Here is a 15,831-nt window from a genome sequence, read left to right on the forward strand (position 1 = left end):
GCCCTGCGATATCGATGGCTTTAAAAAAGCCACCCGGCAACCATAAGGGAGACCGGGATGAGACGCATCATCATCACGCATCTATCCGGCTCGAAGGCCCATCAAATCGAGCAATTCGAGGTAGACCGGTTCGATAAACTGATTCTGGGTCGCGATCCGACCGCCACCGTCGTCTTTGATCCGCAACGCGACGATCTGGTGAGCCGTCAGCATGCTGCCATTCAAATCAAGAAAGACGATCCGGCCCGCTACATGCTGGTCGACCTGGGCAGCAGCAACGGCACATTCCTTAACGGCCGCAGGGTCGATGATGAGACGCTACTGGAGCCGGGTGACACCATCGAACTGGGCGAAGGCGGACCGCGTCTGGCGTTCGATCTGGAACCTCGGCCCGTTCCTGCTCCCGCACCGACACGCTTGAGCGCGAAAGCGTTAGCTGAAACGCGCATGGGCTCTCCCACGGCTGTGCCTGCCTCCGCCGTTCCCGCGACAGGGCGGGCCAGCGCGCACACGGGGGCAATGCAGGAAACCCGGGGCGGCCAGCCGCCGGCGGACACAGTCCGCGCGGAGCCGACTCCGGCCACGGATGATCGCGTGGGCAAAGAGACCGTGCTGCGGATGATGAATCAGGAAAGGCGCTCCACCGGGCGCAGGCTGATCATCGGCGCGGGCGTCGCAGCCGTGCTTGCAGCCATCGTCGTCGGCGCATTTGCGCATTTCGGCATTCTGTTTGGCAGGAGTCCTGAGGCGATCGTCGCAGAATTCGGCGAGGCAACGGTGGTCGTGGAGGCCCGCTGGCACATCGTTGACAAGAATACGGGCCGCCCCATTTATCAGCGTATTTGCATCGTCGAGAACCTGCGACTTCCCTGCTATCTCCAGATCGACAACAATCCGGTCCAGCGCTGGCTGACGACCGACGACGACGATCATCGCGGCATTCCGATCGAGGTAGGGGGACGTGGCAGTGGCTTTGTGGTCAAGGACCAGGGCTTCATTCTGACGAACAAGCACGTCGCGCAAGGATGGAAGGTGCCGGGCTGGATGGACTTCGACTCGAATGGCGGCATACTGATTCGTATCTCGACGGGCGGCCAGGGTGAAATCACCATGGCGCGAATCAACCCAAAGGCCTATCGACAGCTTAAAGGCTGGGATTTCGACCACGCGGTGAGGTTGATCAGGCCGAACTTCGCGGCACCAGGAGGCATGGCGCTCGGTACCATGTCCCTGGCCCTCCTCGAGGGCCGCAACGAAAGCTTGTCGGTACGCTTCCCCAATACGCGGGACAGCATCGAGGCGCGTCTTGTCAAGGCGTCGGCCGAAGCGGACGTGGCGGAAATCAAGATTGACGCTACGCGCAAACTACCCACGATCAACCTTGCATCGGTGGGTACACGACCGCGCGTGGGCGAGCGGGTGACAGTGCTCGGATATCCAGGCATATCCGAGGAAAAGCACGCGCTCGTTCAATCGAGCGAAGGCGGCAATATTACCAATTTCGTCGAACTGATTCCTCAGCCTACGGTCACGGAAGGCATCATCGCGAAGGTCGGCGACACGGTCAAGTCTGAAAAGAATGTCCAGACTTACGATGACCTGGGTGATGTCTACCAGCTTACCGTGACCGCGACAGGCCATGGCAATAGCGGCGGCCCCGTGTTCGACGGCGACGGCAAGGTGATCGGGCTGTTTACCTATTCCCGCTCGATGGGCGACGAACGGGTGACTTTCGCGGTCCCGATCAAGTACGGACTTGATTTGCTCCTTAACTGAGTCCAACGGGGAAGCTTGCCATGTGCGCCGACCAGGCTCGTAAAGCAGATCAATCCCGCCTCATGGTCAGGTGTGCGATGCTAAGCGACGTAGGTTGCGTGCGCAGCCAGAACGAGGACGCGGTTGGCTGCATGATTCCCCGCGAGGACGATCCGTTTGCGCATGCCGGCGCGCTGGCCGTGGTGGCGGATGGAATGGGAGGACATGCGGCAGGCGAAGTGGCGAGCCGGATTGCGCTGCGCACGGTGCTTCACGAGTATTACCGCGATCCGGGCCTGCCCACGGAGGCGCTGAAGAAGGCATTTGTCGTTGCCAATCAGGCTATTGGGGAGCATGTCGCCGCCGACCCGAGCTGCGATGGCATGGGAACCACCTGTAGCGCGGTTGCCATTGTCAACGACCTGGCCTATATCGCCCACATCGGCGATAGCCGGATCTACCTGCTGCGCCAACGCGAGTTTCGGCAATTGACGGAAGACGACTCCCTGGTCGGCGAGATGTTCCGCGAGGGTCTGCTCACGGCAGAAGAGGCAAACAGACACCCCGACAAGAATGTACTCCTGCGGGCACTCGGAGCGCCGGAATATGAACCGGCCGTTTCACCGGATGGGTTTCCCCTCGAACATGACGATGTCCTGATGCTATGCACTGACGGCATTAGCGACCAGATCGATGACGCGACGATTGCGTCGGTGATCATGCAGTTTGAGCCGGTCGACGCCTGTCAGAAATTGATTGAGCTCGCCCGCATGGCGGGAGGGCTGGATAACGCGTCGGTCGCCATCTGCAGTTTGCAGCGGCAACCGACGAGGCGTAGCGCGTCAGTTCGCTCAACGCGCGAGACCAGCGTCCCCCCGAACGTAACGGGTTGATGGATTCGCCATGTCAGTCAGGCAGATAGGCCACTACGAAATTCGCACCCTGCTAGGGCGTGGCGGGATCGGCGAAGTCTATGGCGCCTTCGATACCGAGCTCGAGCGTGATGTGGCCATCAAGACCCTGCGGCCTGAACTTAGCCTCGACAAGGGCTTTCTGGACCGCTTTCGCTCGGAGGCGACCAGCCTTGCCAAGCTGAATCATCCGAACATCACGACGCTGTATGCGCTGTTCAGGGATGGCGACACCACGTGCATGGTGATGGAGCTTGTTCACGGCCACACGCTTGAGACAATCCTGCAGCGCATTGGCAAGTTTCCCGTGCGGGATAGCCTCGCGGTCATCATTCAGGCCGTCATGGGTTTGCGCTACGCGCACAAGATGGGCGTGATTCACCGGGATATCAAGCCGTCTAACCTGATGCTCACGGAAAGCGGCACGCTGAAAATCATGGATTTCGGCATTGCGCGCATTCAGGGTTCGCAACGCCTCACGCAACAAGGCGATGTCGTCGGCACACTGGCTTACGCCTCGCCGGAGCAATTGCGCGGCCACGAGGGCGACGGCCGCAGTGACCTGTATAGCCTTGCGACGGTTCTGTACGAGCTGATATCCGGGCGACTGCCTTTCAACGCAACCAGCGACTATGAGCTGATCCGCGCGCAGGTGGAGACGGTACCGCCCCCTCTGGCCGCATTGTGTCCGGACCTCGATCCCGGCGTCGAAAACGCACTGATGCGGGCGCTTGCCAAGGTGCCTGAGGAGCGGTTCTACACGGTAGAGGACTTTGGCCGCGCATTGGGGGCTTCGCCGCTGCTTGCGGACGCGCCCGATATCGTGCGCGAAGGTGTGCTTCAGACGTACAACGGGCTCGATCTTCAGGCGACCCGTGTCGCAAGCGTGAACGCAGGCTCGAACACTGGCTTGAACACAAGCGCGAACCCGAGCGTGAACACGATGGCGAACCCGAGCGTGAACAGAGGCGCCCGACTGCGCAGTCATGTGGATTCCGCTAAAAGCACTGCCAGCACTGCGAGCACTGCGGCACCCCCAGCATCTGCGCCGGCTGCAAACGAATCGCAATCCCGACCAGTTGCGCATCCTCCAACCTACAACACGAACATCAAGCCGGATCCGGTGCTAGCGCGCCCACGATCACGCGTTATCGGCCTCGGCGCGGCTGCCGCCGGCCTGGTCATTGGTGCGGGCATACTCTTGATGGCACTCACGCGGCATCCGCAACCCTCGCCCGCAACGCCCTCGTCGACTGCAAATGTGCCGCAGCAGATTACCGTGCCCGAGCCACCCGTGCAGGAGCAGCCGATCAACCTGCCACCGATCGCTCTGATTCCAACGCCTCCGGCCCCAGCGAATCCGTCGTCCCCCCCGGCAGGACCGAACGGTAGCAATCCGCCATCGCGGCAAGCCAAGCCAGACCTTGAGGGAAATGTCGCCCAAGTGCTCGATTCGGGAGCCCTGATCGTCTCGGGAAAGATTGTCAACCTTTCCTCCATACACGGTGAAGACGGAAAGCCAGCCCAGGCCATGCAGCGTTACCTCAAGGGCAAGGGCAACCAGCTTCAGTGTTTTGCAAAAGACAAGGCTTTCCAGTGCTTCGCGGATGGAGAAGACATTGGCGAGCACGCCCTTAGAAACGGCTGGGCTCGCACAAGGGACGGTGCGCCGGCGCGATATGCCACTGCCGAGCAGGAGGCAAGACGCGCTCGCGCCGGTGTCTGGGCAATGTAGTCATTGGGAGCGATCTCGCTTGATTGTCGAAGGAAGAATGCAATGAACAAATGGACTATAGCAATTGGTTGCGCCGCGGCGACCAGCGCGATTCTTGTGGGGTGTGCGCAGGGCGATTCGACAGGCATGAACAAGACCACGTCGGGCGCACTGATTGGCGCTGGGGCCGGCGCTGCGCTCGGTGGCCTCTTCAGCCATGGCAATGCGGGCGCCATTGTCGCGGGCGGCATGGCCGGTGCGCTGCTTGGCGGCATCATCGGCAGGGAGATGGATGAACGCGACCGCGAAGCGCGCCAGGCCGCGCTAAGACATGCCTTGCAGACTGCCGAGAACAACCAGCCAAGGACCTGGCATAACGCAAAGACGGGGAACTCCGGCACCATCAAACCGCTCAGCGGGTATACGAAATCACCAACTGCCCAGACGTGCCGGAAATTCACCGAGACCTATGTGAAGGAAGGAAAGACGTACGAGCAGACTTCACGGGCATGTCGTAACGCAAGCGGTGAGTGGGAGCTTGCCAGCTAATAGTGATTTCCCGAATCTGTCCATGTACCGACGCGAACGCTCCTCACTGTTGTGCCTGCTATTGGCAATGGGGTCGATCGGCATCTGGCCTGCGTGCTGGGGAGCGGAGCGTACCGAGGTCTTCGATATCGGGCATCTCGGCGGCGACATGAAAGCTGCGGGCGCCCGAACGCATGCAAGCCGCGCCGCCGGAAAGGACAAAAGCCACGAAGGGATGCTTCGCAGTGGCACGGCGTTCTTTGTGACCCAGTCAGGCGAAATGCTCACCAGCGCGCACGTCGTTCGCGGTTGCCAGCGGATCAACGTCTGGCCACGCGACATGACGAGCGTACCTGCATCGCTGGTGGCAATCGACGACCAACTTGACGTGGCGCTACTCGCAACGAACCGCGCCGTGAAGACGGCTGCACGACCTCTCGCCATATCCGTCCATCAGGGCATGTCGGTCTATACGATTGGCTTTGGTCTCACGCCGTCGTCGCCTCTTGTGCCTGTCATGACGCGTGGATACGTGCGCGGCACCGCTCAGCCCAAGGGCCATCGTCTTCTGGTACTGCGCGCCGCCTTGCATGAAGGCAACAGCGGAGGCCCGGTTGTCGACGCACAGGGGGCACTGCTTGGCATGATCGTGGGCCAATACACGAACAACCCTGAACTCAGCGTCGCGGTTCGCGCTCAGGACCTTGCGCGGTTCCTCGACGCGAGGCCAGGCGCGCCGACGCCTCCCATCCTTCAGGCTCCGGAAATGAAGCCAGGCGCAAGGCTTCGCCAGATTTCGGCTCTCGTTCAATGCCTGGAATAGGAGTCCTTGACGGACCTGGAGCATCCTATTGGAAACCGATAATGATTGGCGCCGATCGTGATGGCGCGTCGCACTGGCGTGGAAACGCCCAAATACCTGGAGATCCAACATGGCAAAGATCACCCATGTCACTTTCGGTGTGCACCACTTGCTACGCATGTCGATCGCGGCGCTCTGCATCGTGGCTGCCTGGCCTGCCGCTCACGCCGGCGATAACATCATGCGGGAACAGGATATCAGCGAGGAAGCGATCACCAATGCCTTGACCCCGCAAGACGCAGCCGACAGGAATGAGACGCTCGGCATCATGCACCGCGATGTCTATGCGGCGCAGGAGGCCGGTAGCCCGACAAAGGATCCATCCACACATTTGCTGATCACATTCAACAGCAATTCGTCGAAACTGACCGAAGGTGCGCGGGCCGCGCTTGGCAAGGTCGCTCGCGGGTTGCAGTCAGTAAAGCTCTCGCCATACAAGTTTCGAATCGAAGGGCATGCGGACCCACGCGGCTCAGCAAATGCCAACCTGAAGCTCTCCGAGAGCCGTGCCGCGGCAGTGGTGGAGTACCTCACCCTGGAGGGGGGCGTTGCCACCGATCGTCTGACGCCGGTCGGCAAAGGCTCTACCGAGCCGCTGAATCTGCACAATCCCGCTGCGCCCGAGAATCGTCGCGTGACCATCGTCACCGTGAAGGATTGATCGCGAGGGATTTGGCGGCGCCTCAGCGATCGGAATACATCGGCTGAAGCCGGCTCCCGGCGTCGGTGGATTTGCCGGTCTATGTCGTGGTTTGCTTGTAAGCCCGGCGCGCTTGACTACGATGATTGCAAGGCACCCTCGGAAGCGATGTGGCGGCCGCTATCTGCCGCCCCCGGGCAGGCGCCGAGACAAGAAGGAGAAGACACATGAAGACGTGTTCCCTGCAGCTTGCGCCGCTGGCGGCGGGCCTGCTGCTTTCGTTGGGCACCGCCATGCCGGCATGCGCCGAAGAGCCTGCCATGGCCGGGATGGAGATGGTCAATCCATCCGTGATGAAATGGGGCGATGCACCCGAATCGCTGCCCAAGGGTGCCAAGCTCGCGGTGCTCTATGGCGACCCCGGCAAGGAAGGCCCGTTCGTGATTCGGCTCAAGACGCCGGCGGGTTACAAGGTGCCGCCGCACTGGCACACCCAATCCGAGTACCTGACTGTTATCTCGGGGACGCTCTATCTTGGCGCAGGCGACAAGATGGACGTTGCTCAAGGACATGCGCTGAAGACGGGCGGCTTCCATTATTTGCCGGGCAAGGCACACCACTACGCGTTCTCCAAGACGCCGACCGTCATCCAGATCCACGGTTCGGGCCCGCTCGACATCAACTACATCGACCCTAAGGATGATCCTGCAGCTAAGCGGTGAACGCCCCGGGCGCTGCGCCGGCGGTTTCGCTGCGCCCGGGCAACGCGATGAGCAGCTGGGTGCCTGGCGCGCTGCCAAGAGCGAGCATTCAAGCACGTCGGGCATCACCGATGGCCTCGACAAGCCCTCAAATCCTAATTCCTCGATTCCTCGATTCCTCGATTGTGAAGGAAGGCGACAAGCCCCGCTTCTTCCAAGGCAACGAAATCGACAAGGTTTGCGCCAATCTATCGATCCGGGTGCTAGGTGCGGTCAGATATCTCTCGATCTGAAAGAAGCGACACTCCGTCGCCCGCAGCGAGAGGGCACCTGGCAGTACGGAATCGAGTGAATCGAATATGTGTTGTAATGAGAAGCATTATCAATTATATTGATTTAAGGAACCTTTTGCGAGAACGGTATCGCTGCCTTTGTCGCTATTGCCTTTTGCACGGGTTGCGTGGCGTCTCTTGGGTACGCGCCGCCGGCGCTAGATGCTTGAGGGTGGCTCTCTGACTATGCTTTGCCAGCGCGGCGGCGCGCGTCTCGCGTTGGATTAGCGGGGCGATGGTCGTCATCCGTGTCGCATATGGAGCAATCTTGAATGGAAGGGCAGGACTATGAGTCGAGAGCAGCCGGAAATTGATCTACTCGAGATCAAGGCCGAGAGTGTCGAGTTGCAACGCGGCCTGATCGTCAATCTCGTGTCGTCAAGCTGCCAGACCGAACCTGTGAAGGCGGTTTCCTATCAACACCAGAGCGACTACATTCACTTCAATTACTTGATGCAAGGGCGGTTCGAGGCCAAGGTGAGGGACCAGACCATCGCGATGTCGCCGGGCGACTTGAATGTGGGGTTTGCGAATGGCGAACGGTTTGACATAGCGCATTGCTGCAGTTTGCTCAATGTCGAACTGATGGTTGATGTTGAGTTGCTCATGGAATTGGCCGGCGGCGACGGTCCGTTGCTGGACGACATCACCGTCGACCGCTTTTTCACCCGTAGCCGCCGCGGCTGCCAGCGTGTGAACGCGGCGGCGGGACAGTTGGTCCACTGTTTCCAACAGGCCCGAGATGCCAAGCTCTTGCTGTCTTCCGCCTCGCTCGAATTTCTTTATTGGCATCTGCAAGCCTTTCACGCAGACTGCCGGCATGGCGATATCTGCCTGCGGGAGCGCCGCAGACTGCTGGAAGCGAGGGACTATCTGTTGCACGATCTCAGTGCGCCGCCCACCATCGCCGAAATCTCCCGCAAGGTGGGGCTCAATCAATTCAAATTGAAGCAGGGCTTTAGGAGTCTGTTCGCCAGTAGCATCTACGCCTATTTCCAGGCGGAGCGTATGCGGCAGGCGAGGCAGTTCTTGCGCAAGCACAATGTCACGGAAACGGCGATGATGCTGGGGTATAGCAACGTCAGTCATTTCAGTTCAGCTTTTCGCAAACAATTCGGTATGTTGCCCAGCGCCGTGCGCAACGACTAGGCTGGCAAACGACCGCCAGCATTTCCGTCTCCTTCGCGCTTTAGCAGCGCTTTTCGTGACGGCCAGTTCATGGCGGCGGCGGACAGGCTTCCTCGGTCGCCGTGAGGCCTCGTGCTTCGGTATCGGCAAGCGAGGCCGTTTCGATGCGGACGCTGGCCCGTCCAGTTTGCATGGCGTGTCGATTGCGCATCGGTGTCAGCGGAGCATCATCCGCGCCCCGAAACGAGCGGGCGGCTCAGCGTGCGCGGCAGCGCTCAAGGCGCATCCTCGACCTCGGCGTCGATCTCTTCGCCATGCTGGCCGTGCCAGAGCCGTGCATAGAGTCCCTGCTTGGCGAGCAGGGCGTCGTGGCAGCCGGACTCGACCAGCCGGCCTTGGTCCAGCACCAGGATCTGGTCGGCGTGGCGTATGGTGTTGAGGCGGTGGGCGATCATGATCACTGTCCTGCCCTGCGCCAGCCGCGACAGTGCCTGCTGGATCTGGTACTGGGCTTCGGCGTCCACCGAGGCGGTGGCCTCATCCAGCAGCAGGATGGGGGCATCACGCAGCAAGGCGCGCGCGATCGACAGGCGCTGGCGCTCGCCGCCGGAGAGCCGCTGCCCGCCCTCGCCGATGCGGGTGTGATAGCCCTCGGGCAGGGCTTGCGCGAATTCCTCGCAATAGGCTTGCCGGCAGGCCTCGATGACCGCCTCATCGCTGGCATCGGAGCGGCCGATGCGCACATTGTCCAGCAGGCTGCCGTCGAACAGCTGTACGTCCTGGAATACCATGCCGATGCGCTGGTAAAGCGCCGCGCTGTCGAGTTGGCGCAGATCGACGCCACCGAGCAGGATGCGGCCTTGCTGCGGATCGAAGAAACGCGCGATCAGGTGGGCCAGTGAGCTTTTTCCCGCGCCGGACGGGCCGACGATGGCGGTGAAGCTGCGCTCGGGCACCTGAAACGAGAGGGCCTGCAAGTGCCAACGCGACGCGCTGGCCGGCTGGGCGTCCTGGTAGGCGAAGTCGACTGCCTCGAAGGCGATGTCATAGCGTGCCGGCAAGGCCAGTGGCGCTGCGTGGTCGGGCGCGGCCTGCGGCAGCGGCGGCTGTTCGAGCACGGCCTGGATGCGGGCTTCGCTTTGCGCAGCCATGCGCAGCACGGTCAAGTAGACGGCAGCATCGAGCAGCGGGTCCAGTAGCTTGTAGGCGATGACGAGGAACAGGAACCAGTGCAGCGTCGGCAGCGCGCCGGCACCGGCCAGGTAGCCGCCGCTCAGCAGCAGCGCCACCAGCCCGAACTCCAGGCAGAGGCGATAGAGCTGGACCGGACCGGCGCCCCAGGCTTCGGCGTCAAAGCTGCTCTGGCGCATGCGCTCGAAATGGCGGTCGAGCCGGGCGAGCCAGGGGCCGAACTGGTTGAACAGCCGCAAGGTGACGATGCCGGTGATGTACTCGACCAGCAGCCCGGACGCTTCGCGGAATTGTTCCTGCTTGCGCCGTCCGGCGCGCAGGAACAGGGCGCGCGCGCCATTGAGCAGCCACAGCGACAAGGGCAGCGCCAGCAGCAGGCGGGTGGCCAGACGCCAGTCCAGCCAGGCCAGCGCCGCCATTCCGAGCAGGGGCACGGCGAATGCCGTGACCAGATCGGCGGTGACGTGGGTGAAGATGCTTTCCACGTTCTTGATGTCGGCCGACAGCACTTCCGCCAATTGCCCGGCGCGCTGCTGCCGCAGGGTGTGCAAGGGCAGTCGCTGTACGGTGGCGAGCACATGCTCGCGGTAGCCACCCATTAGCCGGTAAGCGCCCAGAAAGCAGCATAACTGGCCGGCGTAGGCGCACAAGCACTGCGCGGCCAGCGCCAGCAGCAAGGCTAGGGCCAGCGCGCCGATGCTGGCCGGCGGTACCGTAAGGGCGCCACCGGCAATCGCGTCGCGGAACCAGGCGTAGCCGATCAGGAACGGCGTCAGCGCCAGCGCGCGTTCCAGCCCGCGCAGGCCAAGACCGAGATAGAAGGTGCGCGGCGAGGCGCCACTGAGCGCAATGACTCGCCGCAGCATGTGCAACAGGTCGGGCTCGGACTGGCGGGGGGAGGAGTTGGGGTCGTGCATTTCAGTCTCCCGCCGTGGCCGGCGTGACCAGGCTGCCGGCATGGTGCGGGAGCAGCCGCCAGTCTTCGCTGGCCAGATGGCGGCGCCACATGCCGCGGTACAGCAGATTGCGTTGCAACAATACCTGGTGGCGACCGCAGTCCTGGACCCGGCCGTCTGCCAGCACCACGATTTGATCGGCCGGCGACACAGCGTGCATGCGATGGGCGACGATGAGAATGGTCTTGTCGGGATAGGCTTGGTGCAGCGCCCGGTAGAAACGGCGCTCGGTCAGGCTGTCGGCAAAGGCAGTGGCTTCGTCCAGCAGCAGGATGGGGGTGGCGGCCAGTAGCGCGCGGGCGACGGCGAGACGCTGGCGTTCGCCGCCGGACAGCGTCAGGCCGCGTTCGCCCAACTCCGTATCGTAGCCGCCCGGCAGCGCCTGGATAAAGGTGTCGGCTTGGGCGATCCGGGCCGCCTGCCGTACCTCCTCGTCGCTGGCGTCGGCGCGTGCCAGGCGCAGGTTTTCCAGCAAAGTGCCCTGGAACAGAAAGGCCTCTTGGGTGGCGACGCCGATCAGTCGGCAGCGTTGCGCATCGGACAGCGTGTCGAGCGCGATGCCATTGAGCGTGATCGTGCCCTGCGACGGCTGCAGCAGCCCGCCCAGCAGATGCACCAGCGTGGATTTGCCGGCGCCCGAGGGGCCGACCAGCGCCGTGACGCTGCCCGCCGGCAACTGCAGATCGACCGTGTGCAGCACCTGGCGCGCGGCATAGGCGCAGGACACGGCGCGCAGTTCGACATTCAGCGGCGCCGGCAGCTCCTCCTCTGGGCCGGGGGGCACGGTTGCCGCATCCAGCAGCGGCAGGATGCGCCCCAGGCTGGTTCGCACCGCTTGGAAGTCCGAGAAAAACTGGGTCAGCTTGAGCAGCGGCTTGAGCATGCCGGCACCCAGCATCATCGCTAGCATCAGGCCGGCCAGATCGATATGACCCTCGCTGTGCAACCAGGCGCCCAGCGGCAGAATCAGGAAAGCATTGGCGCTCAACAGGACCGTAAACAGCGACCAGCCGGGTACGGTTTTGTGGGTCACCACGCGGATCAACGCGTAATAGTCGTGCAACTGTTGACGCAGCTGCTCAAAGCGCGTGACGTCCTGATTGAAGGCCTTCATTACAGGCATATTGCGCACATACTTGACCAGGGTGGCATTGAGCGCTGCTTCGGCACGGGTGTAGCGTTCGAAGTGTGCGTTCATCCGGCGCAGCGGCAGCGCCGAGGCCAGCGCCGCCAGCGGCACTGTGGCCAGGGCGGCTAGCGCTAGCCGCCAGTCGGTCCAGAACAGCAGCAGTGCGATGCACAGCGGCGTGACCAGCGCGGCCAGCAGTTCGACCGTATGGTGGGCAATGAAGGATTCCAGCTGTTCGACGTCCTGCAGCAGAATGCGCTTGAGCTCGCCAGAGCGAAAGCTCTGCAAGTCACGCAGTGGCAACCACGACAGGCGCCTTGCCAACTGCTGCCGCAGGTAGGCTAGCAACTGGTAGGCGGCTTGGTGGCTGAGGGCGTAGGCGGCGGTGTAGCACAGATACTTGCCGAGCAGCGCCAGCGCTAGCCAGGCCGCCAACTGGTACAGCGCGCTGGCCGCCGGCGCGTCGTCGGCCAGCAGCGTCAGTGCGATGGCGCGGTACAGTATCCAGTAGGGCAGCAGCTCCAGGACGGCGGCGGCTACCGTGAGCGGCAGGGCGGCGAGCAATCGTTTCTTTTCTGTACCCGCCAGGCAAAGCAGCCGGCGGAAGGGAGCTGCGGAGGTCGGCATTTGCGTTCTCGCGATAGGCGCGGGCAGGCCTGTTGGGCTTGCAGGATCAATGCCGGTCAGTCTGGGCCAGCCGCTGCAGGCCCGCTCCCCGCAACGGTAGGCTAGTGGCCGGATTGGGAATATTTGTTTCATCCGCGTCGATTTCTCGGGCCGCGCAACGGTGTTTTCGGGGGATTCGAGCTGGTTCGCCAAAGGTTCGGCATCAAGGTCGAAATCGTGCGGCGCCAGGATGGTGACAGAAACTATCCCTATTGCCTGCCGGCGGCCAGCGGCGCGCGCGTGAAAGAATCTCTGAAGGCGGCCTGGCGTTTCGCCGGAATAGGTTAATCTTCCGCGCAGATCACCAATCTCAACGTGCCGGCCGCTGGGACGTCCTCCGCCCCCGGCGCCGGCTCTCGAACCCCATGATGAACGAACCTTCTCGCCCGCAGCTCGTTGGGGAGCACCCCTCCATCGTCGCCCTGCGTGAACTGGTCGCCCGCGTTGGGCGCAGCCAGGCTAGCACCGTGCTGATCTATGGCGAGACCGGGACGGGGAAGAGCCTGGTGGCGCGCATGCTCCACGCGCAGTCCAACCGGGCCGGGCGCGAGTTCATCGACATCAATTGCGCTGCGATTCCGGCCCAGCTGCTTGAGTCCGAGCTGTTTGGCCATGAGCGTGGTTCCTTCACTGGCGCGGTCAGCAGGAAGGAGGGGCTGATCGAGGCGGCAAATGGCGGCACGGTCTTCCTGGACGAAGTCCGCGAGCTGGATCCGGTGATGCAGTCCAAGATCCTCACGCTGCTGGACACGCGGCGTTTCCGCCGGGTCGGCGCGGTGCGTCCCATCAGCGTGGACGCCCGCTTTATCGCCGCGACCAACAAGATCCTGTTGAGCGAGGTCAAGGCCGGCAAGTTTCGCGAGGATTTGTACTACCGGCTGCAGGTGATCGCCATCAATATCCCGCCGCTGCGTGAGCGCGGCGATGACATCTTCCTGCTCGCGAGCAACGCGCTGGCGAAGTACAACGCGCAGTACGGCAGCCATTTCCGGCGGCTGGATCCGGAGGTGGAGCGTATCTTTCGCGCGTACCGGTGGCCGGGGAATGTGCGTGAACTCGAGAACCTGCTGGAACGCATTTGCCTGCTCGAAGAAGGCGATTGCATCCGGCCGGATCATTTGCCGGCGCGCATCCTGCGGGACCTTGGTCGGCAATGTCGTGAAACCTTCTCCAGCCTGAAGAAGACTTGCCGCAAACTCGGCATCTCGTTTTGGGACTACCTGACCGATCGCATTTCCTGCAGCGATCACATCCCGCCTCTGCCCCATCTCATCGAACAGCGTATCGCTTCTCTCACGAGCACCACGCCCCCGCTCGCCCCGACTTATTGAGCAGTTACATCATCCTGTTCTAACTTATTGAAAAATAAAGGTATTTCTCTGCACTGCAGGATGGCATGCAACCTGCTCTAAGTGATCTGTCAAGCCCGGCTTGGGGAAGACACCATCTGGAGAACCCTGCATGCAGTCCCTGAAGATCATTTGCCCTAATGGCCATCTCGGCTTCGCGCCGTTGCGTACCGAGAGCTTTGGGTTGGGGGTGGAGGCGGGCCCCGACTACATCGCGGCCGATTCGGGAAGCGATGACGTGGGTCCGGTGCCGCTCGGATCGGACACCTCGACGAGTCCCGAAGCGTGGCAACGCCACGACCTGGAGCAAATGTTGCTGGCGTCGCGCCGACTCGGCGTGCCGATGATTATTGGCTCGGCCGGAGATACTGGCTCGAACAGCCGCGTGGACCTGTTCGTGCGGATCATCAGCGAACTGGCTGCCAGGCATGGCCTGAAGAAGTTCCGGGTCGGCTACTTCTATTCCGAGGTGGACAAGGCTTTCCTGCGCGAGACGATGCGGCGGGGAAGCGAGGTGAGCGGGCTTGACGGCTTTGCCGACCTGACCGAAAGCGAGCTCGACGCGACCGACCGTATCGTCGCCATGGCCGGTGTCCATCCTTATGTGGAACTGCTGCGCCAGGGCGCCGACGTGATCATCGGCGGGCGCAGTTCGGATGCCGCGGTCTTTGCCGCGCCGGCGCTGCACCACGGCTTTTCCGCCGATCATTCCTATTACCTGGGCAAGGTGCTCGAGTGCGCGTCGTTCTGCGCCGAGCCCTATGGCGGCAAGGAAACCGTGATGGGCGAAATCTCGTTTGAGGATGTCCGTGTCACGGCGATGCATCCCGAGCAGCGCTGCACCGTAGCCTCGGTATCCGGCCATGCGATGTACGAGCGCTCCAATCCGTATGAGGAGTTTGTCGCCGGGGGTAAGCTGGACATGACGCATTGCCGGTACGAGCAGGTCGGCGAACGCACCACGCGCATCACGGGTTCGCGCTTTATCGAGGCGGAAACGGTCCGGGTCAAGCTGGAGGGGGCGGGGAAGGTGGGCGAGCGCTTCGTTGGCCTGTGCGGCATCCGCGACCCCTACACCATTGCCAACGTGGACCGGGTGATTGCATGGGCGCGCGAGCAGGTGCGCGCGCGTTTCGGCGACAGCGGTTATCAACTGCACTACAACGTGTACGGCCGCGATGGCGTGATGGGCGAGCTGGAGCCGCTGCGCGACCGGCCGGGGCACGAGCTTTGCGTGCTGGTGCAGGGGGTCGCGCCGACCCGTGAGATGGCCGAGGAGGTGACGATGATCGGCTTGCGCCAGATGTTCTATGCGCGCTTGCCCGACGTGAAAGGCACGGCCGGTTCGGTGTCGTTCCCGCTGGATGAAGTCCTGCACGCCAGCGCGGCCTACCGTTGGACGCTGAACCACACGGTGGAAGTGCAAGACCCCATGGCGCTGTTCCCCACCCATCTCATTGAAGTTGGCGTCTGAGCCTGGAGCCGCATATGACAACGCATATGACAACGCAAATGACAACGCAAATGACAACGCAAAAGGCAACGCAGAAACTGCATCAACTCGCCAAGACGATCCGCAGCAAGAACGCCGGGGTCAACAAGATTACCTTCGACATCATCTTTCGCGAGGCGGCTGAGTACGAACGTGTCAAGCGCTCGCGCGTGCTGAGCCGGGAAAGCATGGCCGCGCTATATGGGATTCCGGTCGAACGGATCTCGGATTTCGTCGAGTACGATCCCGCGTACGCCATCAAGTTCACGATCTATCGCACCCGGCCCAGCGGCAGCGCCGGCGATGGCGACATCTTCGGTGCCCAGCAGTACGCGCCGCTGCTGGACCTTGATATTCCTGCCTAGGCCCAATACTGTTCACTTCACAACCACTTTGGGGGCGATTCGCTGATTCAGCGGCTCGGATCGCCGCCGGATTCGGAAATTCGACATCTTTCGTTTCACGCCGCGGGGATTG

General features: G+C 62.4%; 14 protein-coding genes. 12 read left to right on the plus strand and 2 right to left on the minus strand.

What is annotated here, in order from left to right:
* Positions 1–57: 57 nt before the first annotated feature.
* From ACGLHR_RS26490 to ACGLHR_RS26525, 8 genes are all read left to right on the plus strand, one after another.
* Positions 58–1,776, plus strand: a complete 1,719-nt coding sequence (locus tag ACGLHR_RS26490; protein ID WP_400097064.1) for a trypsin-like peptidase domain-containing protein — start codon at positions 58–60, stop codon at positions 1,774–1,776.
* 20 nt (positions 1,777–1,796) lie between these two features.
* The gene (locus ACGLHR_RS26495; RefSeq protein ID WP_400097066.1) at positions 1,797–2,648 is read left to right on the plus strand and encodes a protein phosphatase 2C domain-containing protein; all 852 of its coding nucleotides are present in this window, start codon (positions 1,797–1,799) and stop codon (positions 2,646–2,648) included.
* 10 nt (positions 2,649–2,658) lie between these two features.
* Entirely contained in the window at positions 2,659–4,401 is a 1,743-nt protein-coding gene (locus ACGLHR_RS26500; protein ID WP_400097068.1) for a protein kinase, read from the plus strand.
* 42 nt (positions 4,402–4,443) lie between these two features.
* A complete protein-coding gene (locus ACGLHR_RS26505) occupies positions 4,444–4,929 on the plus strand; it encodes an RT0821/Lpp0805 family surface protein (RefSeq protein ID WP_400097070.1) in 486 nt (161 codons plus the stop codon).
* Between the two features lie 22 nt (positions 4,930–4,951).
* Complete coding sequence (locus tag ACGLHR_RS26510; RefSeq protein WP_400097072.1) at positions 4,952–5,731, plus strand: serine protease; 780 nt, start codon at positions 4,952–4,954, stop codon at positions 5,729–5,731.
* Between the two features lie 109 nt (positions 5,732–5,840).
* Positions 5,841–6,431, plus strand: coding sequence for an OmpA family protein (locus tag ACGLHR_RS26515; protein WP_400097074.1), 591 nt, complete (start codon positions 5,841–5,843; stop codon positions 6,429–6,431).
* A gap of 206 nt (positions 6,432–6,637) precedes the next feature.
* Complete coding sequence (locus ACGLHR_RS26520; protein WP_318237246.1) at positions 6,638–7,132, plus strand: cupin domain-containing protein; 495 nt, start codon at positions 6,638–6,640, stop codon at positions 7,130–7,132.
* Positions 7,133–7,731: 599 nt separating this feature from the next.
* The gene (locus tag ACGLHR_RS26525; protein WP_400097076.1) at positions 7,732–8,592 is read left to right on the plus strand and encodes a helix-turn-helix transcriptional regulator; all 861 of its coding nucleotides are present in this window, start codon (positions 7,732–7,734) and stop codon (positions 8,590–8,592) included.
* A 254-nt stretch (positions 8,593–8,846) separates the two neighbouring features.
* Here the strand turns inward: ACGLHR_RS26525 and ACGLHR_RS26530 are convergent, their stop codons facing one another.
* Both ACGLHR_RS26530 and ACGLHR_RS26535 read right to left on the minus strand, forming a co-directional pair.
* Positions 8,847–10,679 (minus strand): ABC transporter ATP-binding protein, encoded by a 1,833-nt coding sequence (locus ACGLHR_RS26530; protein WP_400097078.1) that lies wholly within the window; start codon positions 10,677–10,679, stop codon positions 8,847–8,849.
* A 1-nt stretch (position 10,680) separates the two neighbouring features.
* Complete coding sequence (locus tag ACGLHR_RS26535) at positions 10,681–12,474, minus strand: ABC transporter ATP-binding protein (RefSeq protein ID WP_400097080.1); 1,794 nt, start codon at positions 12,472–12,474, stop codon at positions 10,681–10,683.
* Positions 12,475–12,597: 123 nt separating this feature from the next.
* Between ACGLHR_RS26535 and ACGLHR_RS26540 the strand changes: the two genes are divergently transcribed.
* The 4 genes from ACGLHR_RS26540 (at position 12,598) to ACGLHR_RS26555 (ending at position 15,719) form a co-directional block, all read left to right on the plus strand.
* A complete protein-coding gene (locus tag ACGLHR_RS26540; RefSeq protein ID WP_400097082.1) occupies positions 12,598–12,801 on the plus strand; it encodes a hypothetical protein in 204 nt (67 codons plus the stop codon).
* 77 nt (positions 12,802–12,878) lie between these two features.
* Complete coding sequence (locus ACGLHR_RS26545) at positions 12,879–13,844, plus strand: sigma-54 interaction domain-containing protein (protein WP_400097084.1); 966 nt, start codon at positions 12,879–12,881, stop codon at positions 13,842–13,844.
* 130 nt (positions 13,845–13,974) lie between these two features.
* Positions 13,975–15,336, plus strand: coding sequence for an acyclic terpene utilization AtuA family protein (locus ACGLHR_RS26550; protein WP_400097086.1), 1,362 nt, complete (start codon positions 13,975–13,977; stop codon positions 15,334–15,336).
* Between the two features lie 50 nt (positions 15,337–15,386).
* Positions 15,387–15,719 carry a DUF4387 domain-containing protein gene (locus ACGLHR_RS26555; protein ID WP_400097088.1) on the plus strand — a complete coding sequence of 111 codons (333 nt, stop codon included), beginning with the start codon at positions 15,387–15,389 and terminating at the stop codon, positions 15,717–15,719.
* The last annotated feature ends 112 nt before the right edge of the window (positions 15,720–15,831 follow it).

The sequence above is a fragment of the Cupriavidus sp. CuC1 genome, from assembly GCF_044627735.1.
GTDB classification, from domain to species: Bacteria; Pseudomonadota; Gammaproteobacteria; order Burkholderiales; family Burkholderiaceae; genus Cupriavidus; species Cupriavidus ulmosensis.